At 69.4% G+C, this 19,952-nt stretch carries 21 protein-coding genes; 11 read left to right on the top strand and 10 right to left on the bottom strand.

All coding sequences use genetic code 11. The features are described 5' to 3' along the window. Positions 1–8: 8 nt before the first annotated feature. From mptA to ABJD39_RS01510, 3 genes are all read right to left on the bottom strand, one after another. Positions 9–935 carry a GTP cyclohydrolase MptA gene (mptA, locus tag ABJD39_RS01520; RefSeq protein WP_348611211.1) on the bottom strand — a complete coding sequence of 309 codons (927 nt, stop codon included), beginning with the start codon at positions 933–935 and terminating at the stop codon, positions 9–11. A 116-nt stretch (positions 936–1,051) separates the two neighbouring features. Then, positions 1,052–1,468: a DUF7124 domain-containing protein gene (locus tag ABJD39_RS01515; RefSeq protein WP_348611208.1), complete on the bottom strand. Its 417-nt coding sequence runs from the start codon at positions 1,466–1,468 to the stop codon at positions 1,052–1,054. Positions 1,469–1,647: 179 nt separating this feature from the next. Continuing rightward, the gene (locus ABJD39_RS01510; protein ID WP_348611206.1) at positions 1,648–2,892 is read right to left on the bottom strand and encodes an NAD(P)/FAD-dependent oxidoreductase; all 1,245 of its coding nucleotides are present in this window, start codon (positions 2,890–2,892) and stop codon (positions 1,648–1,650) included. 185 nt (positions 2,893–3,077) lie between these two features. Here ABJD39_RS01510 and ABJD39_RS01505 point away from each other — a divergent pair, with 185 nt between their 5' ends. Continuing rightward, entirely contained in the window at positions 3,078–3,692 is a 615-nt protein-coding gene (locus tag ABJD39_RS01505; protein WP_348611203.1) for a DUF6149 family protein, read from the top strand. 3 nt (positions 3,693–3,695) lie between these two features. Here ABJD39_RS01505 and ABJD39_RS01500 read toward each other — a convergent pair whose 3' ends face one another. Next, positions 3,696–4,037: a cupin domain-containing protein gene (locus ABJD39_RS01500; protein ID WP_348611200.1), complete on the bottom strand. Its 342-nt coding sequence runs from the start codon at positions 4,035–4,037 to the stop codon at positions 3,696–3,698. Positions 4,038–4,170: 133 nt separating this feature from the next. Here ABJD39_RS01500 and ABJD39_RS01495 point away from each other — a divergent pair, with 133 nt between their 5' ends. Next, the gene (locus ABJD39_RS01495; RefSeq protein ID WP_348611198.1) at positions 4,171–4,695 is read left to right on the top strand and encodes a DUF5817 domain-containing protein; all 525 of its coding nucleotides are present in this window, start codon (positions 4,171–4,173) and stop codon (positions 4,693–4,695) included. A 42-nt stretch (positions 4,696–4,737) separates the two neighbouring features. Beyond that, the gene (locus ABJD39_RS01490; RefSeq protein WP_348611196.1) at positions 4,738–5,121 is read left to right on the top strand and encodes a hypothetical protein; all 384 of its coding nucleotides are present in this window, start codon (positions 4,738–4,740) and stop codon (positions 5,119–5,121) included. 48 nt (positions 5,122–5,169) lie between these two features. On the opposite strand, the gene hmgA is transcribed toward ABJD39_RS01490, so the two are convergent. Continuing rightward, the gene (gene hmgA / locus ABJD39_RS01485; protein ID WP_348611194.1) at positions 5,170–6,390 is read right to left on the bottom strand and encodes a hydroxymethylglutaryl-CoA reductase (NADPH); all 1,221 of its coding nucleotides are present in this window, start codon (positions 6,388–6,390) and stop codon (positions 5,170–5,172) included. Positions 6,391–6,711: 321 nt separating this feature from the next. Here hmgA and ABJD39_RS01480 point away from each other — a divergent pair, with 321 nt between their 5' ends. After that, positions 6,712–8,247, top strand: a complete 1,536-nt coding sequence (locus ABJD39_RS01480) for an amidohydrolase (RefSeq protein ID WP_348611191.1) — start codon at positions 6,712–6,714, stop codon at positions 8,245–8,247. Positions 8,248–8,286: 39 nt separating this feature from the next. On the opposite strand, the gene ABJD39_RS01475 is transcribed toward ABJD39_RS01480, so the two are convergent. From ABJD39_RS01475 to ABJD39_RS01465, 3 genes are all read right to left on the bottom strand, one after another. Then, positions 8,287–9,330 carry a winged helix-turn-helix domain-containing protein gene (locus ABJD39_RS01475; protein WP_348611189.1) on the bottom strand — a complete coding sequence of 348 codons (1,044 nt, stop codon included), beginning with the start codon at positions 9,328–9,330 and terminating at the stop codon, positions 8,287–8,289. Positions 9,331–9,469: 139 nt separating this feature from the next. Beyond that, positions 9,470–11,314 (bottom strand): SLC13 family permease, encoded by a 1,845-nt coding sequence (locus ABJD39_RS01470; RefSeq protein ID WP_348611186.1) that lies wholly within the window; start codon positions 11,312–11,314, stop codon positions 9,470–9,472. 84 nt (positions 11,315–11,398) lie between these two features. Continuing rightward, complete coding sequence (locus tag ABJD39_RS01465; RefSeq protein ID WP_348611183.1) at positions 11,399–11,947, bottom strand: HIT family protein; 549 nt, start codon at positions 11,945–11,947, stop codon at positions 11,399–11,401. A 138-nt stretch (positions 11,948–12,085) separates the two neighbouring features. Here ABJD39_RS01465 and ABJD39_RS01460 point away from each other — a divergent pair, with 138 nt between their 5' ends. Continuing rightward, positions 12,086–12,286, top strand: a complete 201-nt coding sequence (locus tag ABJD39_RS01460; RefSeq protein WP_348611180.1) for a hypothetical protein — start codon at positions 12,086–12,088, stop codon at positions 12,284–12,286. 130 nt (positions 12,287–12,416) lie between these two features. Here ABJD39_RS01460 and map read toward each other — a convergent pair whose 3' ends face one another. Beyond that, complete coding sequence (map, locus tag ABJD39_RS01455; protein WP_348611178.1) at positions 12,417–13,310, bottom strand: type II methionyl aminopeptidase; 894 nt, start codon at positions 13,308–13,310, stop codon at positions 12,417–12,419. 316 nt (positions 13,311–13,626) lie between these two features. Between map and ABJD39_RS01450 the strand changes: the two genes are divergently transcribed. From ABJD39_RS01450 to ABJD39_RS01440, 3 genes are all read left to right on the top strand, one after another. Further along, the gene (locus tag ABJD39_RS01450; RefSeq protein ID WP_222915886.1) at positions 13,627–14,352 is read left to right on the top strand and encodes a nucleoside phosphorylase; all 726 of its coding nucleotides are present in this window, start codon (positions 13,627–13,629) and stop codon (positions 14,350–14,352) included. A 165-nt stretch (positions 14,353–14,517) separates the two neighbouring features. Beyond that, positions 14,518–14,913, top strand: a complete 396-nt coding sequence (locus ABJD39_RS01445) for a DUF7344 domain-containing protein (protein ID WP_348611175.1) — start codon at positions 14,518–14,520, stop codon at positions 14,911–14,913. Positions 14,914–14,972: 59 nt separating this feature from the next. Then, positions 14,973–15,620 carry a DICT sensory domain-containing protein gene (locus ABJD39_RS01440; RefSeq protein WP_348611173.1) on the top strand — a complete coding sequence of 216 codons (648 nt, stop codon included), beginning with the start codon at positions 14,973–14,975 and terminating at the stop codon, positions 15,618–15,620. A gap of 34 nt (positions 15,621–15,654) precedes the next feature. Here the strand turns inward: ABJD39_RS01440 and ABJD39_RS01435 are convergent, their stop codons facing one another. Then, positions 15,655–16,812 (bottom strand): NAD-binding protein, encoded by a 1,158-nt coding sequence (locus ABJD39_RS01435; protein ID WP_348611170.1) that lies wholly within the window; start codon positions 16,810–16,812, stop codon positions 15,655–15,657. 115 nt (positions 16,813–16,927) lie between these two features. Between ABJD39_RS01435 and ABJD39_RS01430 the strand changes: the two genes are divergently transcribed. The 3 genes from ABJD39_RS01430 to ABJD39_RS01420 are packed head-to-tail and all read left to right on the top strand — an operon-like array spanning position 16,928 to position 19,950. Then, a complete protein-coding gene (locus tag ABJD39_RS01430) occupies positions 16,928–18,151 on the top strand; it encodes a potassium channel family protein (RefSeq protein ID WP_348611168.1) in 1,224 nt (407 codons plus the stop codon). Next, entirely contained in the window at positions 18,148–19,629 is a 1,482-nt protein-coding gene (locus tag ABJD39_RS01425; RefSeq protein ID WP_348611165.1) for a potassium transporter TrkA, read from the top strand. Before ABJD39_RS01430 ends, ABJD39_RS01425 begins: the two co-directional genes overlap by 4 nt. Before the next feature lie 45 nt (positions 19,630–19,674). Continuing rightward, entirely contained in the window at positions 19,675–19,950 is a 276-nt protein-coding gene (locus tag ABJD39_RS01420; protein WP_348611163.1) for a ubiquitin-like small modifier protein 1, read from the top strand. The last annotated feature ends 2 nt before the right edge of the window (positions 19,951–19,952 follow it).

Genomic DNA, 19,952 nt, shown 5'->3' with positions numbered 1-19,952 from the left:
AGCCGTCGTTAGCGAACCAGTTCCTCGCGCAGCGTCCCCATCGTGATCTCGCGCTCGGCGTGGGCGTTGTGCTGGTGGATGGACTCGTCGTTCGACTGCTTCATATGGACGACCACGTCGTCAGCGAGGTGGTCGTACGTCTCGACCACGTCCTCGGCGAGCGCGCGGACGCAGTCCTCGACGAACTTGGCGTCCATGTGCGCCTCGTAGGTCATGTGGTCCTCGTCGGGCCGCTTGGCGTAGTTGTAGATCCGCGCGCTCATCGCGTCGCGTGCGGTGTCGATCACGTCCAGGAGGTCGACGTCGGGCGTCCCGTCGGCCGTGAACGTGAGCGTGGCGTGTCCGCGCTGGGAGTGTCCCGGCTGCGGGACGGCGTCGAGGAACTCCTCGGCGACCTCGTCGTCGACGTCGAGCTCGTCGAGCTTCTCGCGAGCGCGTGACTCGGACATGCCCTGCGAACACGGGCAGACGGTCATCCCGGTCACCTCGGCGCCGATCTCCTCGCGGGTGCCGTCCTCGTCGGCGACGGCGGACGCGATGACGGTGAACGTCGACTGCGTCTCCCGACCGGAGGCGGGCGTGTCCTCCCTGGTCGCGAGTTCGGCGGTCATCTCGATCTCGGCGGTCGTCGTGTAGTCGTGTTTCGCGAGCAGCCGATCGGCGGCGTCGCCGCAGACGTCCTCGATGCGGTACGCCTCCTCGCGCGTTGCCGCCTCCAGTACCTCGTCGATGACCTCCATGTTTCGGCTCATGTCGATCCCCTTTCGCTCGCCGGGGAGGTCGACGAACACGGAGAACTCCGCCATGAACACCCACGGTCGCTGGTCGCCGCGGTCGATCTTCACGAGTTTGTCGACGCCGGTGACGCCGACCTGACTGAGCCCGACGGAGACGTCCGGCCGACTGGCCTGCACGTCCGGCAACTGGTGACTCATTGAGTGGATACTCCCAAGGGTCGACGCTGATTAGTGGTTTCGAAACCTGAAACTCGCCCTCACACGCCCGAGCGCGCGCCGCGGTTCGTGCTCTCGCGCCCCGAGTCCCCGTGGGCTCAGGGCCAGTCGTCGCGCGTGTCGTCGTCGAAGTGGTCGGACTCCTCGTCGGGGTCCGTCATCGTCCACCCGGCCGCCTCGGCAGCTTGGTCAAGCGGGAGGAACTCCCACCCGGTCTCCTCGGCGACCGCCCGGTCCTCGTCGGTCGTCCCGACGAACACGTGCCGGCCGGTGTCGAACTGGCGCTTCACGTTCTCCAGCGACTCCGTCACCCCCCGGGGACCCGAGAAGAAGTCCTGTCGGACGCGATGCTTCCGGGTGAAGTTGGTGACGACGTACGTGGGCTTCTCCGAAACCACGCCGACGTACTCGGTCCACCCGCGCGCGTCGTTGAACACCGCGTTCGGATCGGCCAACGACCGCAGCGCGTCCAACTCGAAAGCGAGCGTCATGTCGCTCGAACCGCCGGCATCCATGGTCGCATTCCGAGGCTGGCGCCGAAAACGGTGTCGGTCCCGTCGCTCACCCCGTGGCCGCCGACCCCCTACCCCGTGTCCGCCGCGATCGCCGGCGCCATCATGGGCGCTGTCGCCGCCGCGGTCGCTCTCGGGAGCGTGTGCGAGTTCAGACGGAACCGAGCGCGGTAAGCGGGCGGTTACTCGGCGGTCGCGCCCTCGGTTTCGAGGTCGTCGGCGGAGAAGCCCTCGGTCATGAGGAGGTCCTTCTGACCGCTCACGTCGACCTGCTCGCGCATGAGCTGCTTGTACGCCGACTGGGGCGCGAGGTTGCCGATGAGGACGCCGCCGACGATCTTGCCGTCCTTCAGCGCGAGGCGGCGCCACTCGTCGTCGCCGAACGAGCGCATGACCTCGTCGTCGCCGAGCGTCGGGTGCCCGAACGAGAGGAACGGGAAGTCGAAGTGGGTGATGGAGTACGAGGAGACCCAGCGGAACTCCTCGGACTCGTACTCGAGCATGTTCTTCGCGGCGATGGTGCCCTGCTCTTTCGCGCTGCCCCACGCGCCGTTCTGGGCCTGTTCGCCGAGGATCAAGTCGTTGAACCGGGTGATGTCGCCCGCGGCGAACACGTCCTCGTCGTTCGTTCGCATGAACTCGTCCACGACGATGCCGTCGTCGGTCTCGATGGGCGTGTCCTCGACGAGTTCGGTGTTGAGGTTCAGCCCGATGGCGACGCCCGCGAAGTCGGCCTCGAAGCGATCGCCGTTGGGGTCGACCGCGGCCGTCACGTGGCCGTCGTCGTCGGTCTCGAAGTGGTCGACCCCCGACTCGAAGACGGGCTCGACGCCGCGCTCGCGCATCGCCTCGTGCATGATCTCCGCGCCCTCCTCGTCGAGCGCGTAGCGCCACCAGGAGTTGCCGCGCATCAGGTACTTCCCGGAGATGTCCTGGGCGCCGCAGATCGCCGCCAGGTCGATCCCGAGCAGCCCGGCGCCGACGATGACGGCGTCGTCCGCAGCCTCGGCGGACTCGCGGATGCGCCGGGCGTCCTGGAACGTCCAGAAGTGGTGGACGCCGTCGGCGTCGCTCCCCTCGACGGGGAGCTGCTGGGGCGTGCCGCCGACCGCGAGGAGCAACTTGTCGTACTCCAGTACGTCGCCCTCGTGGGTCTCGAGCTCGTGCTCGTCGGTCCGGATGTCCGTGACGAGCGTGTTGAGTTCGAGATCGATGTCGCGCTCCTCGTACCACCCCTCCTCGTGGATGGAGATGGGTGCCTCGGGGAGCTTCCCCTTGGCGAACTCCTTGATGAGGATGCGATTATAGAGGGCCTCCCCCTCGTCTGTGATCACGGTGATGCCGGCGTCGGGCGCCTCCTCCCGGAGGGTCTCGGCGGCGGAACTGCCGGCGATACCGTCACCGATGATGACGAACGACTCGCTCATACCGGCGATTCGGATTCGGGGTTAATGTGGGTTGCTATCGACGTGAGGATTCACGAGGATACGTACCAAGGGGATTCCGCAGTCCTCTAGGACCTTCCACATCGTTCGATCCGCCCGCCGATCGCGGCCGTCGGTACGTCGTCGCTGCGCCGCACATTCAAGGCTCCGCGGCCCCAGAAACGGGTATGAAGCTTCGGCAGAACGTCCGCCACTGGGCCGCCAAGCGCGCGCTCACCACGCCGGTCGTCGGCGACTACGTCAACGACAGGCTCGTCGGCATGCACACGGACATCTTCCTCAACAAGGCCGACGAGGACCGTCGCGAGGAGCGACGCGCACACCTCGACGACTTCTTCGACGCGACGATGGACACCTACGTCGCGGCGCTGGAGGCCGGCTTCCCCGAGGCGGAGGCCCGCGAGATCACCCACGTCCAGGCGAACTTCGACTTCTTCACCCACGGCTGGGCCGAGATGATGGAGATCCACAGCGACGAGCTGGAGGAACACTACCGTCGCTACGAGGAGTTCTTCCGGCGGTACGGCATCAGTATCGACGACCCGCTGGGCGAGTTCCGTCCCGCCGACGGCGTCGCGGACGCCCCCGAGACTCCCGATCGAATGGAGGACGGGGAGTTCGAGAACGCCGTCGCCGGGTTCGCCGACGACGCGTACGTCGAGGACGCCGACGGCGAGCTCCACGTCGGCGGCACCGACGAGCCGGAGGACGTCGACGTGAGCGCAGCGCCGGGCGTCGACGACGTCGACCTCGACGACGACGCCGAGACACGGGCGGACTGAGCGCTACTCCTGCCAGTCGGGATTCGGTCGGGGCGGGCTGAAGATGTCGACGCCCTCGACCTGTTCGTCGCCGCGGTTCTCGGCGCCGTGAACTTCCTCGCCCGCGAGCACGTACGAGTCGCCGGCCTCGCAGACGACCTCCTCGCCGTCGGCCAGGATGAACGTCAGCGCGCCGGCGGTGATGTATCCCGCCTGTTCGTGGTGGTGGCTGTGCGCCGGAACCTCGGCGCCGGGTTCGATCGAGAAGTGCTGGACGCTCATCTCGGCGCCGGTCGCCAACTGCGCGAGGTGGACCCCAGGGACGGCTTCGGTGTCCGTGCTCGGGTCGTGCGGTTCGTGTTCCATACTGTTGCCGGCGGCGGCGACCGTCTTAACTCCGCGGGCGATCCTCCCATCCGGAATCGATGACGTCCACACGGCGGGGAGTCGTTCACCCTCGGTAGCAAGGTTCAACTCCGGTGACGAGCAACGCGCGGTCATGTACGCGGTCGTCGGCTGTCGCTCCTGTGGCACCTACTGGCTCGTCGGGGACCCCGACCAACAGGAGTCGGCGACGTGCCCGCGCTGTGAGACGCGCCACCCGATCGACCGGCTGAAGCGCTTCTACGAATCGGCGGACCGGGCCGCCGCCGCACAGGCGCGGGCGAAGCTGCTCGCCGACAAACACGGGCAGTCCGAGGCGTTCGAGCGCGCGGGAACGGTCGCCGAGCTGGAGCAGGAACTGGACGGGTTCGAGGGTGCCGTCGACGACCGGGAGTACCTAGAGCGGTCCGGACTCGACGCCGACGAGGTCGCGTCCGCGGGCGCTGACGACGCGGGCGGGTCGCGCTCGCGCGACGAGGTGGTTCGCGACGCGCTCAGGGAGGGCAACGCGACCGAGGATGCCGTCGTCGCGTACGCGACCGACCACGGCGTCCCCGCCGAGGCGGCGCGGGACATCCTGGACCGGCTGACGCGTCGCGGCGAGGCGACCGAGTCGCGCGGGGAGTATCGACTCCTGTAACCGCGGCGGAGCGTTTATATCGAATAGCGGACCAGTCGACCCATGTCGATGATCGCGGGAGCGGCGGTCGCCGGCGTCGAGGCCGCCGGGACGCTCCGCGTCCTGCTCGCGTGGCCGTTGCAGTCCGGCGCGGGGCCGGCGGACGCTCCCCCGTATGCGGGCCTCCTGTTTCTCGCAACCTCCGTCTCCCTGCTGGGGATGTTCCTGACGATGCACGGCGCGGCGGCGTACGCGCTGCTCGTGTGGGAGGGGACGACCGGGGTCGCGGCGTGGGTGTACGTCCACCCCGCGGTCGGCGGGTTCCTGATCGCCGCGGCCGCGATCCAGGCGCCGATGGCGGCGCACCTGTGGGGAGATCCGCTCGCGGTCCGACGACGGACCGTGTGGGCGATCCGGGCGCTCGCGACACGGCTGGACGAGCGGTAGCGTCGGGACCGAGGGCCGGGGTCGAGTCCGAGTGTGGGACTGGACGACCTACCGGCCGAGGCTCGCGTGTGCCGACGAGAGATTTCGCGACGCGAGCGCCGACAGCAGCGACAGCTCGCCCGCCAGCGCCGCGACCGCGACCGCCTCCGCGAGCGCGTCGCCGTTGCTGCCGGCGGGGTCGCCGCCGCCGCGGATCCCGAGCACGTCCAGCGCCTCCGACTGGGTCGGGAGCGTCGTGCCGCCGCCGACGGTCCCGACCTCCAGCGACGCGATAGTGACCGAGACATAGAGGTCCCCGTCATCGTCGACCTCGGCGGTGGTGATCGCGTTCGCGCCCTCGACGACCTGTGCGGCGTCCTGCCCGGTCGCGAGGAACATCGCCGCGACGCTGTTTGCGACGTGGGCGTTGAACCCGAGGCTGCCGGCCTTGGCGGAGCCGACGAGGTTCTTGCGGGTGTTCACCTCCGTGACAGCCTCGGGAGTCGTCTTCAGGGTCTCCGCGACCGTCTCGCGGGGGATCGTCACGTCCGCGGCGACCGTCCGTCCCCGCCCCTCGACGGCGTTGATCGCGGCGGGCTTCTTGTCGGTACAGAGGTTGCCCGACAGCGCCACGAGCGAGGCGGTCGTCTCGGCCTCGATCACGTCGCAGGCCTCCTCGGTGGCGATGGTGGCCATGTTCATCCCCATCGCGTCCTTCGTGTCGTACGCGAAGCGGACGAACACGGTGTTGCCGACGACGTACGGCGTCGCCTCCTTCAACTCGCCGTGGCTCGTCGTCGACTCGGCGGCCTCGCGGAGCGCGTCGACGTTGTCGCGGACCCACGACGAGAGCGCCTCCGCCTCGGCCACGTCGGCGACGCGGAACGCCGGCGCGCGGGTCATCCGGTTCTTCAGGACGCGGGCGCCCGCCCCGCCGGCCGTGTTCAGTGCGGCGCAGCCGCGGTTGACCGACGCGAGCAGCGCGCCCTCGGTGGTCGCCATCGGGAGGTAGTGCGCCCCCGAGATGGCCCCGCCGTCGATCTCGACCGGGCCGACGACGCCCAGCGGGATCTGGATCGCGCCCAGCATGTTCTCGATGTTCGAGTCGGCGGCGGCGGCGTCGAAGGCGTACTCGCCGCTGGTCGAGAGGTCGGCACCGGAGTGCGTCTCGACGAGCAGTCGTCGCGCCGCGGCGGCGGTGTCGGCGTCGGCGTGTTCCTCCAACTCGTACAGGCGAAGGTCGCCGTCGCGCACGCGCTCGGCGAGCGCGGCGGCGTCGGTGTCGGTCATGGGTGTGGGTGATCGCGGCGGGCGCTAAGTGGTGTCGATTCTGGCGATCGGTTGTCGGTGATCGGTTAGACGCTGTTGCTGTCGCGTCCGCGTCGCAATTCCCGAGAGCCCCCGCGGCTGTGCGGTGCGCACGACCTTTGGACGCGCGCGAGCGAATCGGCTGGGAAGGGTGTGGTTTCGGTGCGGTCGCGGTGGGTGGGACTTTCGCGGTCCTCGCGGCAGTCTGCTCCTCGGATCCAACAGTAGCCGCACGACCGACAACCCGATCTGGCTTTGATCCTTCCCGAACCGTTATTCCACCGCCACCCCCCACAACGGATCATGACCGAACCCGCCGACCTCGTCGTCGTGAACGCCGAGGTGCACACGCTCGCCGACCCCGACGAGACGTACGACGCGTTCGCCGTCCGCGACGGCCGCGTCGTCCGCCTCGGCACCACCTACGACGTGGAGTTCCTCGCCGGCGCCGACACCGAGACGATCGACGCCGACGGCCGCGTCGCGATCCCGGGGCTGATCGACGCCCACACCCACCTGCTCAACTCGGGCCGCTCGCTCGTCCACGCCGACCTCTCGGCGGCCGACTCCCCGGCCGACGCGGTCGAGCTGCTCCGCGAACGCGCCCACGAGATCGAGGAAGACGAGTGGGTGCTCGGCTTCGGCTACGACGAGTCGTCGTGGGACGACTCGCGGTATCTCACCCGCGAGGACCTTCACGAGGTCTCAGAGACAGTGCCGGTCGTCGCCTTCCGCGAGGACATGCACGTCGCCGCGGTCAACGACCCGGTTCTCGACCGCCTCGGCGACGAGATGCCGGACGAGGACGTGCGCACCGGGGGCGGCGAACCGACGGGCGTGATCGTCGAAAAGGCGGTCGATCCCGTCTACGAGGCGATCGAACCCGACGCCGAGGAGGCCGAGGAGCTGATCCGCGCGGCGCAGGCGACCGCCAACGAGCGCGGCGTCACGATGATCCACGACATGGTCCGGCAGTCGAAGGCGCCGCAGGTGTATCGCGACCTCGATCTGGCGGACGAACTCACGCTGCGCGTGCGGATCAACTACTGGGTCGACCACTTCGACGCCCTCGTCGATGCCGGTCTCCGCACGAACCACGGCAGCGACATGGTTCAGGTCGGCGGCGTCAAGTCCTACACCGACGGCACGTTCGGCGGCCGGACGGCGAAGCTCCACGATCCGTACGCCGACGACGCCGACGAGACCGGGACGTGGGTGCTCGACCCCGAGGAGATCCGCGACCTCGTGACCCGCGCCGACGACCACGGCTTCCAGGTGACGCTGCACGCCATCGGCGACGCCGCGATCGACGCCGTGCTCGACGCCTACGAGGAGACCGACGACCCGGGGACGGCACGCTACCGGATCGAGCACAGCGAACTCGCGAGCGACGAGGCGATCGAGCGGATGGCCGACATGGGTGTCGTCGCGTCGATGCAGCCCAACTTCCACAAGTGGGGCTTCGAGGGCGGACTGTACGACGCCCGGCTGGGAGAGCGACGGACCGACGCGAACCGCCTGCCGGCCTATCTCGATGCGGGCGCGCCGCTGGCGTTCGGCAGCGACTGCATGCCGCTGGACCCGCTTCTGGGCGTTCACTACGCGGTCAACGCGCCCAGCGAGGACCAGTCGCTCGACGTCACCGAGGCGCTGCGGGCGTACACCGCCGGCGCCGCGTACGCCGGCTTCGACAAGGACCGGCTCGGGACGCTAGAGCGGGGAAAACGGGCGGACTTCGTCCTGCTCGACGACTCGCCGTGGGAGCGGCCCGATCGGATCGACGAGGTGGCCGTGGCGCTGACGGCGGTGGACGGCGACGTAGTGTACGACGGTCGGTGAACGGTCGGTGAGGAATCGGGACCGGCTCGTCGGCGGGGGCTACGCGTCGGTCTCGGCGTCGGTGTCGGCGGCGGCTGCGTTCGTCTCCGCCGCCTCCGTCGCGAGCACCTCCAGCGTCTCGTCGACGGTGACGCGGATCGCGTCGCCGTCACAGGGGAGGTCGAGCCGGACGCGGATCGGGTCCTCGCTCACGACGGTCGTGTGCACGTCGCTGACCGTCCATGGGTGCGTCCAGAACGGCTCGGTCGTGAGGTCGACGCCGCGCTCGGAGAAGAACGTGAGCACGGGCGCGGTATCGAGGAGGTTCACGCCCACCGCCGAGGTGAGCCGGTTGTCGCAGCGGCCGCAGGTGTGGCGCACCGCGACGTCCTGTCCGGGAACGGCGGTATCGGCGACCAGATCGGTCTCCATGCGCCCCATGCACTCCGGGCAGACGCCGTCGGCGGCCAGACAGTAGTGGTGGCGGACGTGGTGGTGGAAGGCGTCGAGGAACTCCGCGGGCGTCCGGTCGGCGAGCCCGCCCGGCGGGAACGAGTAGTTCACCGGCGTGCGCCCGCAGTCGGTGCAGGCGATCGTGAGCAGTTCGTTCGCGTACCGCGCCTCCAGGTCGCCATCACACTCGTAACACGTCCCCGGCGCGTCAAACGGCCCCAGCTCGCTGCGGCCGGTGAACGTCCCCGCGAACACCGAGCGCACGACCTTCCAGCCCGGCGTGCGGAACTCGTACCCCTCGACGCAGTCGTCGGCCGTGTCGCTCTCGTCGGCCGTCCCGGCGCCGTCGCCGGCGACATCGCGACCTTCGGCATCGCCGTCGGCCGCGTCGTCGTCGCACTCGACCTTGCGGACGAAGTGGTCGAGCAGCTGCTTCAGGTGGTAGTTGAAATGCGCGCTGTCGTCCAGATCGGTACGATCGTACAGCTCGGAGAACGCGACCGGCAGGTCGTCGTCGCGTTCGATCGTCGCCTCGTGCAGCGACTGGAGGATGTCGATGCGGGTCTCGTTGCCGAGGAGGGCGAACGCCTCCGCCGGCGCGAGGTCCGCGTCCCCCGCGTGGTCGACGGCTTTCTCCGCGGGCCGGCTCATGCGATACTGTTCGGAAGCTCCGTGTAAAATCGTTGGGAATGGCTGGAGTCCGATCCCCGGGTAGTGTGGCGAACACGGTCGCCCACCGGGCCCCTCGGGCCGATAGCGCTTCCGTCGCTCGGTGACGCTCCCCGTCGAGCTACAGTCCCCAGATCCCGACGATCCCGAGCGTCGTGACGACCGCCAGCAGGAACTGGAGTGGACCGCCGACCTTGAGGAAGTCGACGAACTCGTACTGTCCCGGGCCGTACACCATGAGATTCGTCTGGTAGCCGATCGGCGTCATGAACGACGTCGCGGAGGCGAACATCACCGCCAGCAGGAAGGCGAACCCGTTGGCGCCGAGCTTGGCGGCGGCGTCCACACCGATGGGAATCATTAACACGACCGTCGCCACGGGCGTGATGACGTTCGCCAGCAGTCCGGTCACCACTGAGAACAACAGCAGCACCGCCACCAGCGGAAGCACGTCCGCCGTCGAAACGAGTGCCGCCGCGATGAGCGCGGCCCCGCCCGTGGCCTCCATTGCGAGCCCGAGCGGGATCACTCCCGCGAGCAGGAAGACGATGTTCCACGACACGGCGTCGTAGGCGTCCGACGAGGAGAGACAGCCGGTGACGATCATCAGGAACACGCCGCCGAGCGCCGCGACCACGATCGAGAGAACGTCGAGGGCCGCCACGCCGACGACGCCTGCCATGATGCCGATCGCCACCGGCGTTTTCGGTGACAGCGGCGCGACCTCCTCGACGCCGTCCTCCACCAGTCGGTCGAACGCGTCGTCCTCGATCACGACGAGGTCCCCGGAATCGGTGAAGTGGTCGATCGCGTCGTCGTCCGTCTGTACCAACAGGAGGTCGCCGGCCTCGAGCCGGACCTCGTCGAGGTCGTTCCGGATCAACTCCCCGTCCCGCCGGATCGCGAGTGCGGTCGTCCGGTAGATCTCCTCCAGCCGGGTCTCCGGGAGCGACTCGCCGACGAGCGACGACGCCTCCGGGACGACGGCCCTGGCGAGCACGACGGGGGTATCGGGACCGGCGAACGTCTCGTCTGTCACGTCGTCGTGCACGAGGTGACCGAGCTCCTGCTGCTCACGGAAGTTGTTGACCGCCTGCAGCGATCCGTGGACCACGAGTACGTCTCCCGTCTGGAGCCGTTGGTCGGTGCCCGCGGCGACGAACGCCTCGCCGTTCCGGCGGATCTGCAACACGGTGACGTCGGCGTCCGTCCGCTCGTTGAGCTGCGCCATCGTGGCACCGTTCACCGCGGAATTCGCTCCGACGCGGAGCTGTGCGAGGTGGTCAGAGAGGTCGAATTCGTCGATCAGATCCGCCTCGACCGGGATGCGGGCCGGCGTGAGCCATCGTCCGACCGTCAGGAGATACGCGCTCCCGACAGCGAGGATCACCGCCCCGAGGAGACTGAACTCGAACATGTCGATGGGCCCGCGGGGGAGCAGGGCGTCGGCGAACTCGCTCGCCAACAGGTTCGTCGACGTCCCGATCAGCGTCAGCGTCCCGCCGAGGATCGCCGCGTACGACAGCGGCAACAGCAGTTTCGACGGTGACATCCCGGTTTTCCTCGCGAGATCCGAGATCATCGGGATGAACACGGCGACGACCGGCGTGTTGTTGATGAAGCCGGCGACCGGCCCCGTCGCTCCGACCGTGGCCACCAGCGCTCGCCGCTCGCTCCCGCTGGTGAACGCGGCGAGATGGATACCGAGTCGTTGAACGATCCCCGTGTTCTGTATCGCGGCGCTGAGCATGTACATCGCGACGATGGTGATCGTGGCGGTGTTGGCGAAGCCGGAGATAGCCCCCCGCGGGCCGACCTGCGTCCACGGCTCCAGTGCCGCCAGCGCGAACACGATTCCGATCGCGGTCACGTCGTTCGGGATCACCTCCGAGACGAACAGCAGCAATGCGACCCCGATCAGCCCGAACACGACGAGGGCGCCGGGTGAAACGCTCGTGAGGACCATGGACTACCCGAGACGAAAGCCATGGATAACGGTGGTGATCGGACGAGGAACGAGCGGAAGCGGTCGGAGGGTACGGGTCGGCGGTCACTCGAAGTCGAACCGCACGGCCTCGTCGTCGTCGCCGACGCGGGCGTCCTCCTGCCCGGCGAAGGCGTCCCGAAGGCGCTCCCAGGTGTCCTCGAGCGCCTCGACGATCACCTTCGTGTCCGAGATGACCGGCATGAAGTTCGTGTCGCCACTCCACCGCGGAACGATGTGGGTGTGGAGGTGGTCGTCGATGGAGCCGCCGGCGGCGTCGCCGCCGAGGTTCAGTCCGGCGTTGAGCCCGTTCGGATCGAACGCGTCGTCGAGCGCGCGCATCGTCCGCTGCTTCAGGCGGGCGTGATCCAGCAGCGTCGCGTCGTCGAGGGCGGGAAACTCGCCCTCGTGGACCCGCGGGATCACCATGACGTGACCCGGATTGTACGGGTAGTTGTTGAGCAGGACGAACGCGCGCTCGCTGCGGGCGACGATCCGGGAGGCGCGGTCGTCCTCGCGTTCGGGGAGCACACAGAACGGACAGCCGTCGATCGCGTCCTCGTCGCCGTCGCGTTCGACCCACTCGATCCGCCACGGCGCGAACACCTGATCCATACCCGGCGGTCGGCCGCGCGGCTCTTAGAACCCGGTGGGCACGGGCCGATGACGGGCCCGCCGACCCGCCGGCTGTCGGGCAAAGGCTTATAGCCAACGTACCATCTTTATCGGGGTTAGCGACGTACGCGAACGCACATGGCGACTCAACCCTCCGGCCCCGACCACGTCACCGAGCGCTGCGGGACGTGCGGCGGGGAGACGACGCACGACGTGCGGGTCGAGATCCGCACCGAGAGTCAAAAGGAGGAAAACGCGGAGTTCTCCCGCGAGCCGTACCGGATCGCCACCTGCAGCGAGTGTGGGGCCGAGACATCGACCCGGATGAACAACGCGTAGCACCGACCGTCCGCATCGATCGACCGTTCCGCCGGGTCGAACCGGAGAGCCGCCCCGGCACCGACTACTCGCCGCCCGTGTTGACCGTTCGTTCGTGGCGGCGCTGTTCACGACCGTTCGTTCGACAGTCTCAGGAGAACAGCCCCGCGGTCGTCACCTCGATCCCGTCCTCGGTGACGATGATCGTGTGTTCGGCCTGGCTGATCAGTTCGCCGTCTTGCTCCTTTAACACGGGATATCCCTTGACGGCGCCCTGACGGGCGAGCCGACGCAGCGCCATCTCGTCGCGCGAGGAGTCGAGCCACCGCGCGGCGAAGGGGAGCCCGTCGAACTCCCGGACCTGCTCCAGTGCCTGCCGGGCCGCGCGGTTGCGCACCGACACGTCCTGGGTCAACTCGAAGATCTCCTCGTCGTTGCCCTCGCCGACCTTCCCGCTGCCGGTGGTGGCGAACGGTTCGATGGCGACGACCTGTCCCGGCTCCAACTCGACGGAGCGGTCGACGCCGCGGTTGGGGACGTTCGGCCCCGTATGGGCGTCGAACCGCTCGACCCCGTGGCCCGAGAGGTTGTACACCGGGGTGTAGCCGTACGCGTCGATGACGTCCTCGATCTCGGCGCCGATCTCGCCGACCGGGACGCCCGGCCCCGCGGCGTCGACGGCGGCCTCCAGCGCCTGCTCGGCGGCCTCGACGAGTTCGGTCTCGCCCGCGAGATCGATGGCCACCGCCGCGTCCGCGATGTAGCCGTCGACGTGGACGCCGATGTCGAGACAGACCACGTCCTCGCCGAACTCGGTCTCGTCGTCGCGCTCGGGCGTCGCGTGGCTCGCCTCCTCGTCGATCGAGACGTTCACCGGGAACGCGAGTCCGGCGCCCTCCTCGCGGATGCGCTCCTCGGCGTACTCGGCGACTTCGAGGTGTGTCGCGCCCGGCTCGACCATCTCGCGCGTCTCGCCCATCACCGTCGTCAGGATCTCGCCCGCCTCGCGGTACTTCTCCAGTACGTCCTCCTCGAGGGCACTCATACGCCGACGTTCGACTGAGCGGGGGAAAGGGATTGCGCTACCTGCGTGGCCGAGGGGGTGAGCGAAGCGAACGACCGAGGCCACGGTTGACGGGCGGCGAGGTCTGCGGGCCGAGCCGCCCAGTGGTGAACACGTGGACGAGCGGCGCGAGGCTGACCGACGAAAGGCCTCGAGGCGAACGGGGAGCGAAGCGCCCATGAGCCACGCGAACGACCGAGGCCACCGTCGACGGCGACGGCGCGATCGCCGGCTCCCCGCCGTCGCCGCCGCGCCGGCGCTTCGCGGGGTTTTTGCTGAGCGCGGAGCGAGCGACCGTATGGCTAATCAGCCCCACCTGCTCGTCGACGAGGGCGACGTTCACGAGATCGCGCTGATCCCGGGCAACCCGGATCGCGTCGACCGCATCGCCGACCACTGCGACGACTCGGAGCTCGTCGCCGAGAACCGCGAGTATCGGATCGTTAACGCGACCTACGACGGCGTCGACCTCACGATCTGTTCGACCGGGATCGGCTGTCCCTCCGCCGCCATCGCCATCGAGGAACTCCACAACGTCGGCGTGGAGACAGTGATCCGCGTCGGCACCTGCGGCGGCCTCCAGACCGACGTTGAGATCGGCGACATGGTCGTCGCCACCGGCTCGGCAAAGGAGGAGGGGACGAGCAAGCGCTACGAGTCCGAGACGTACCCGGCCGTCCCCGACTACGACACGCTCACCGCGCTCGTCGACGCCGCCGAGGCCAACGACGAGGACGTGCACGTCGGCCCCATCGTCTCCGACGACGCCTTCTACAACGAGTCCGACGAGTACGTCGCCGACTGGGAGGAGGCGGGGCTGCTCGCGATCGAGATGGAGGCGTCGGCGGTGTTCTCGCTGGCGCGTCGCCGGGGCATGAACGCCGGCGCCATCTGCACCGCCGACGGCAACCTCGTCGCCGGAACCCAGAAGGGCGCCGACTCCGAGGACGAACTCCCCGAGAAGGCGAAGAACAATGTCGGGCGCGCCATCGATATCGCGCTCGATTCGGTCGCGTCGCTGTAGCGCTCGACGGCAAGGGATCGTTGTCGCTCGGGGCGTCGCCTCGTCGCCCCGTCGTCGAATCGGAATCGAGTCGGCGGTCGCTGGAGGGTCGAGCCCCGATATCCGACGCCGAACACGATCCTGCCGAAGACGTTTTGGGGGAGTAGGATCAATTTTTATGATAGTATGGAGAACGACACGATGAGCGCCGACCGACACGGTGAGGGGGAACAGGCCGAGGCGACCGTGACGCTGGCGGACGATGCGCTCTATCGTGCGTTCGCGTCGAGACAGCGACGGCGGCTGCTGGCGATACTTCGAGACACGGAGCCGGGTGGAACGTCGGTCGACGAACTCGCGACGCTGCTGTGTGGCTACGATGCCACGGCCACCGGCACGATGGGAACTCCGAGTAGCCGGGATCAGCTGCTGGTCGCACTGACGCACGTGCACCTCCCACACCTCGACGCCGTCGGATTGGTGGACTACGATCGAGGGGACGGAACTGTCGCGTCGCGCCCGCTCGACCCGGAGGTCGAGGAGCTCCTCGACCGGAGCGTCGCCGCCGAGTCGTCCCGGTAGCCGTAACGATGCTCGACTCGTTGCTCGCGAGGGCTCGAGATCGAGATCGCGCGTTCACCGTGTATCGCGGCGACGACCCGACCGAAGTCGAGTCGCTATTTGCCGCACACGGCGTCGAGTACGAGGTTCGCGCGCTCCCGTCGACCGGCCCCGGTCCGTTCGTGCTCATCGAGACCGACGGCGAGTTCGCCGGGGCGATCGGCGCCGCCGAGTTGGAGGGGCTCTTCGAACCGCCGATCGTCCGGCCCGGCGAACGGGACGAGGTGTCACCGGGATATCGCGCGATCTTCGAACTGTTCGACGACACGCTGTTCGCGTCGATGCGGCGCAGGGCGCTGCTCGCGGTGAGCCGCGAGATCGAAGACCGCGCCTATCGGGCCGGCACGGGAACCCTTCGCGCGAGCTTTCAGCGGTTCTCGGCGTTCCGACCGCAGGTCGACGCGTACCGGCACCTCGCGGCCGACACCGACCTCGCCGTCCACGTGTACGGGACCGCGGATTGGGAGCCGCCGACGATACCGGACATCACGTACCACGTCACCGGCGGCGACGACCTCGACCGGTTCTGGGTCCTCGCGTTCGACGGGGGCGACGAGGGACACGCGTGCGGACTGGTCGCGAAAGAGGAGTCGGACGAGTACACGGGTGTTTGGACCGACGACGCCGCCGTCGTCGAGGAGATACTCGCCGCGCTGGCCGCGTCGTGAACTCGGGGACGAGCGTCTTCGGCGGTCGGACGCCTCACTCCTCGTCGAGCAGTCGTCGAGCGACCGCTTCGGAGTCTTCTCCCCCCAATGCGGACTCGACCAGGAGGTGCCCGCCGATCGTCGCCGGCGAGATGACCGTGTCGGCGCCCGCGCGCTTCAGCTTGTTCACGTTCTCGCGTTCGGTCGCGGCGGCGACGATCGTCGCGTCCGGGCTGAGCTGTCGGGCCGTGAGGATCGCGAGCGCGTCCTCCGCGTCGTTGTTCGTCGCGGCGACGATCGCGCGGGCGTCGCGGATCTTTGCGCGCTCCAGCGGCTCCTCGCCCGACGGGTCGGCGGTGAGTACGCGGACGTCATCCTCCTCGTGGAGCGTGCGTGCGGCCGCCTCGTCGGGCGTTATCACGAGGAACTCCACGTTCGCGGCGGTCAGTTCGTCGATGAGCGGTTCGGTCAGTTCGCCGTAGCCGAGCACGATGACGTGATCGGTGAGCAGGTCGATGTCCGTGTCTGTCATGCGTCCGAGAGCGTTGGTGAGGCGGGCCTCGATGGCCGGGGTGATGAGTACGCCGAGCGCGATCGCGAAGGCGGCGACGTTGAGCACGAGCGCCGACATGGCGAACCACTTCGCCAGCGGCGTCGCCGGCGTCACGTCGCCGTAGCCGACGGTCGAGGCGGTGACGACCGAGAAGTACACCGCGTCGGTGATCGTCGAGACGCCGTTGAACTGGTCGTCCAGCGCGAACGCCCCGGCGGTCGAGTAGCCGAGCGAGCCGATCAGCGCCGCCAGCGAGGCCCACTGTGTCGGCGAGAGGTCGATCTCCGTGGCGAACAGCCGCCGGTTGAGCGCGAGCGCGAGCAGGGCCGCCAGCGAGAGCGCGAGCAGCACCGGTCCCGCGACGGTCGAGCCGACGAGCCCCTGGATCGCCGTCAGCGGGAGCAACACGACCGCCACGATCCACGCCGCACGGAGTCCGCGGCGGAGTCCGTATGCCGCAACGAGGAGGAGAAATCCCGTGATCGCGCCGGTAAAGCCGGCGAGAACCACCGCATCGTCGGGGAGCGCCGCGACGATCGAGAGCCGTCTCGTGGGTCGGGTAACGATACCCCCGATTCCGGCGACGACCGACAGCAGCGCCGCGACCGTCACGAGCGTCACGGCGATCCGACCGCCGATCCGATCGCGCCAGCCGTCCATGACCCGAACTCCGTTCGGCCGGTGATAAACGATGCGACACGACTCGGCCGGGCCACGCCCCGGCGAGAGGACTCACGTCGGTAGGGATTTGTACGACGGGCGTCAGCGCAAAGCCATGGTCGCCTCCTCGCTCCCGATCCAGCTCCTGCTCGGGCTGTATCTCGGCCTGCTCACGGGGATCGTCCCCGGGCTGGTCGCGTGGGCGCTCGGATTCACGTTCAAGTACTTCACCGGGGTGTCTATCCCCGGCTTCGGTGTCGTCGTCCTCGCGCTGGCGGTCGCCGGCGTCAACGGCGGTCTCCTCGCGCTCAACGACCAGACGATCCGGGACTCCGCGAACGGCACCGCGCTGCTGATCGCGATCGTCGTCGTGTTGATGATCTCGCTGTACGCCCACTCGAAGGGCGACGCGATGGGCGCGGCGCTCCCCAAGCGGCTCACGCTCCGACAGCTCACCGAGCGGACGCTCTCCACGGACGCGATCGACCTGAGCGCGGGGCGCGGCCGGGTAGAGGTCACGGTCGCCGGCGAGGTGCTCGACATCGAGGGCTACCCCGCGCTCCCCGCCGACCTCCGGGCCGAGGTTCGGGCGTTCACTGACGACTTCGAGGCCGACCTCCCGCTGAGCGAACTGGAGGCGGCCGTCGCCGAGCGCCTTCGCTCCGAGTACGACCTCGCCGAGGTGACCGTCCGCCTCGACGAGCGGGGACGGGCAACTGTCGCCGCCGCGCCGCCGTTGGCCGGCGTCTCGAGTCGTGTCCCGGACGGCAAGCGCGCCGTCTCGCTGTCGGCGTTGCTCCCGACCGGGGTCGCCCGCGGCGACGAGATAACCGTCGTCACGACCGACGGCGACGCGGTCGAGGGTACCGTCGTCGCCGCCCGCACCGACGGCGTCAAACCGGAGGAGAAGGCCGCGGCGGCGACCGACGGCGGCACGGACGCGCCGTCGGCGCCCTCCCCGACGACGACCGGCGGCGACGGTCGCCTCACGCTTGCAGTCGACCGCTCGGTCGCGATCCGGCTCCTCGACGCCGACGTGCAGCGGTTGGCCGTCCGCTCACGGGGGACGAGACGCGAGTTCGAACTCATCGCACTGCTCCGCCGGGCTGGCAAGCGGTTCCGTCGATTCAGCGTCCGCGACGGCGGACCCCTCGACGGGCGCACTCTCCGGGAGGCGGCGGTTCGCGACGAGTACGGCGTGGCCGTCCTCGCGGTACGCAGCGGCGGACGGTGGCGCCTCGGTCCCGACGGCGACGTCAGGCCGGAGGCCGGCGCCGACCTCGTCGTCGTCGGGACGCGCGACGGGCTCGACCGGTTCGGACGCGAGGTGGCGGCGTGAGCCCGCCCGCCATCGGCCGCCTCACGGACGCCTGGACTCCGCCGGTTCAGCCGCACCAGGCGCTCCAGACAGGCCCGCCGCTCCAGTCCGTGCTCGACGTACTCGAACTCGTGAACATCACGCGGCTCGTCGGCTTCGCGGTCGCCTCGTTCTTCGTGGCCGCCCTCGGCGCGGCGGCGTACCGGTGGTACGTCAACGAGCCGGTTCCGCCGGGACTGACGACGCTGCTGGGGACGGCGACGGTCGCGGTGTACCTCAACACGGTCGGGCTGTTCGCGTCGGTCGTTCCCGTCGCGGGCGTCGTCACGACGGACCCGTTCGCGCCGATGACCGTCCTCCGGAACGTCGTGAGCCTCCTCGTGGCCGCGGGGATGGCGCCGATCGGCCGCCGGGTCGGCGACCACTTCGCGACGAACGTGACGGCCGTCGCGGGCGGCGAACGCGTCGACGGCGAGTTGAGCAGGTTCGCGCGGACGGTCGGCCGGATCCGGAGCATCGAACTCCCCGAGGAGATCGCCGACATCGACGGCTACGACCCCGTCGACGGGACGACGAAAGAGCGGCTCGCCGGGGAGACGCTGTTGTTCCCGCGACGGCTCTCGGACGAGGAACTGCGCGACGCGTTCTTGACTCGGCTGAAGCAGGAGTACGGCGTCGGCCACGTCGACGCCGAGTTCGACGGCGGGGAGGTGACCTACCTCGGCGTCGGTCGCCGGGTCGCCGGCATCGGCCCGACGCTCGGGCCGGGCGCGTGTGCGGTCGCGATCCGCGCCGATCCGCCGAACGGCGCGAGCCCGGGCGACGTCGTTCAGGTGTGGCGTGTCCCCGAAGCGCCGGCGGCATCCGCACCGACGGAGTCGGGTCCGACTGACTCCACGGGTTCCACGCCCGAGGAATCGGTTGGGACGGAAGCGACCCCGACTGACCCGACAGTCCCGGCTGTGACGGATCCTGCGGTGGCAGAAACGGGGTCAGACGACGGGGTCGATCCCGCCCCGAGACGGGTCGCCACCGCGGAACTGCGCGCGACCGTCGGCGACGTGGTGACGCTCGCGGTCGACGAGTCCGACGCGGCCGAGTTCCACGCCGACGGTACCTACCGGCTGTTGACGATGCCCGCCGAGGCGCGCGCGGACCGGGAGTTCGCCTCGATCCTCCGCGTCGCCGACGAGACGATGGCGGTCGTCACCGTCGGGGAGCGGAGCGCGCTCGAGGGGACGCGTGTCGGAGAGGTGCTGGGGTCGGTCGTCGCCGTCGAGGGGATGGACGGCTCGGTCGAACCGATCCCGCCGCGTGGACGGACGCTCGCCGCGGGCGAGACGGTGTACGTGATCGCGCGCCCCGAGGCGATCCGTGAATTGGAGCGACGCGGGGCCGGCGGCGGGACTGACGGCGCGACCGGCGGGACCGGAGCGGGTAGGGAGAACAACGACAGTACGGCACGGACGGCGGACGGCCCGAACGCGGACGACGACTGAGTCGACGGCGCAACGCTCTTGCCCGCCCGACGGGGACGGGGAGGTATGAACTGGAAGCTGTTCGCCGATCTCGCGGAGGCGGCCGGCGAGTCCGAGCCGGACGTCGAGACGGCCGACGCCGCGACGGTCGGGGAGGCGTTGGACGCGCTGTTGGATTCTCACCCCGCGCTCGCGGCCCGCGTGCTCGACGAGGACGGCGACCTCCGGGGGCACATCAACCTCCTCAGAAACGGTCGAGACGTCCGAGACGCCGAGGGTCTCGACACCCCGGTCGACGACGACGATGAGCTCGCGCTGTTCCCGCCGGTCAGCGGTGGGTGAGG

This window comes from Halobaculum rarum, assembly GCF_040025155.1.
GTDB lineage: Archaea > Halobacteriota > Halobacteria > Halobacteriales > Haloferacaceae > Halobaculum > Halobaculum rarum.
This window is presented reverse-complemented; position numbering and strand designations above follow the sequence as displayed.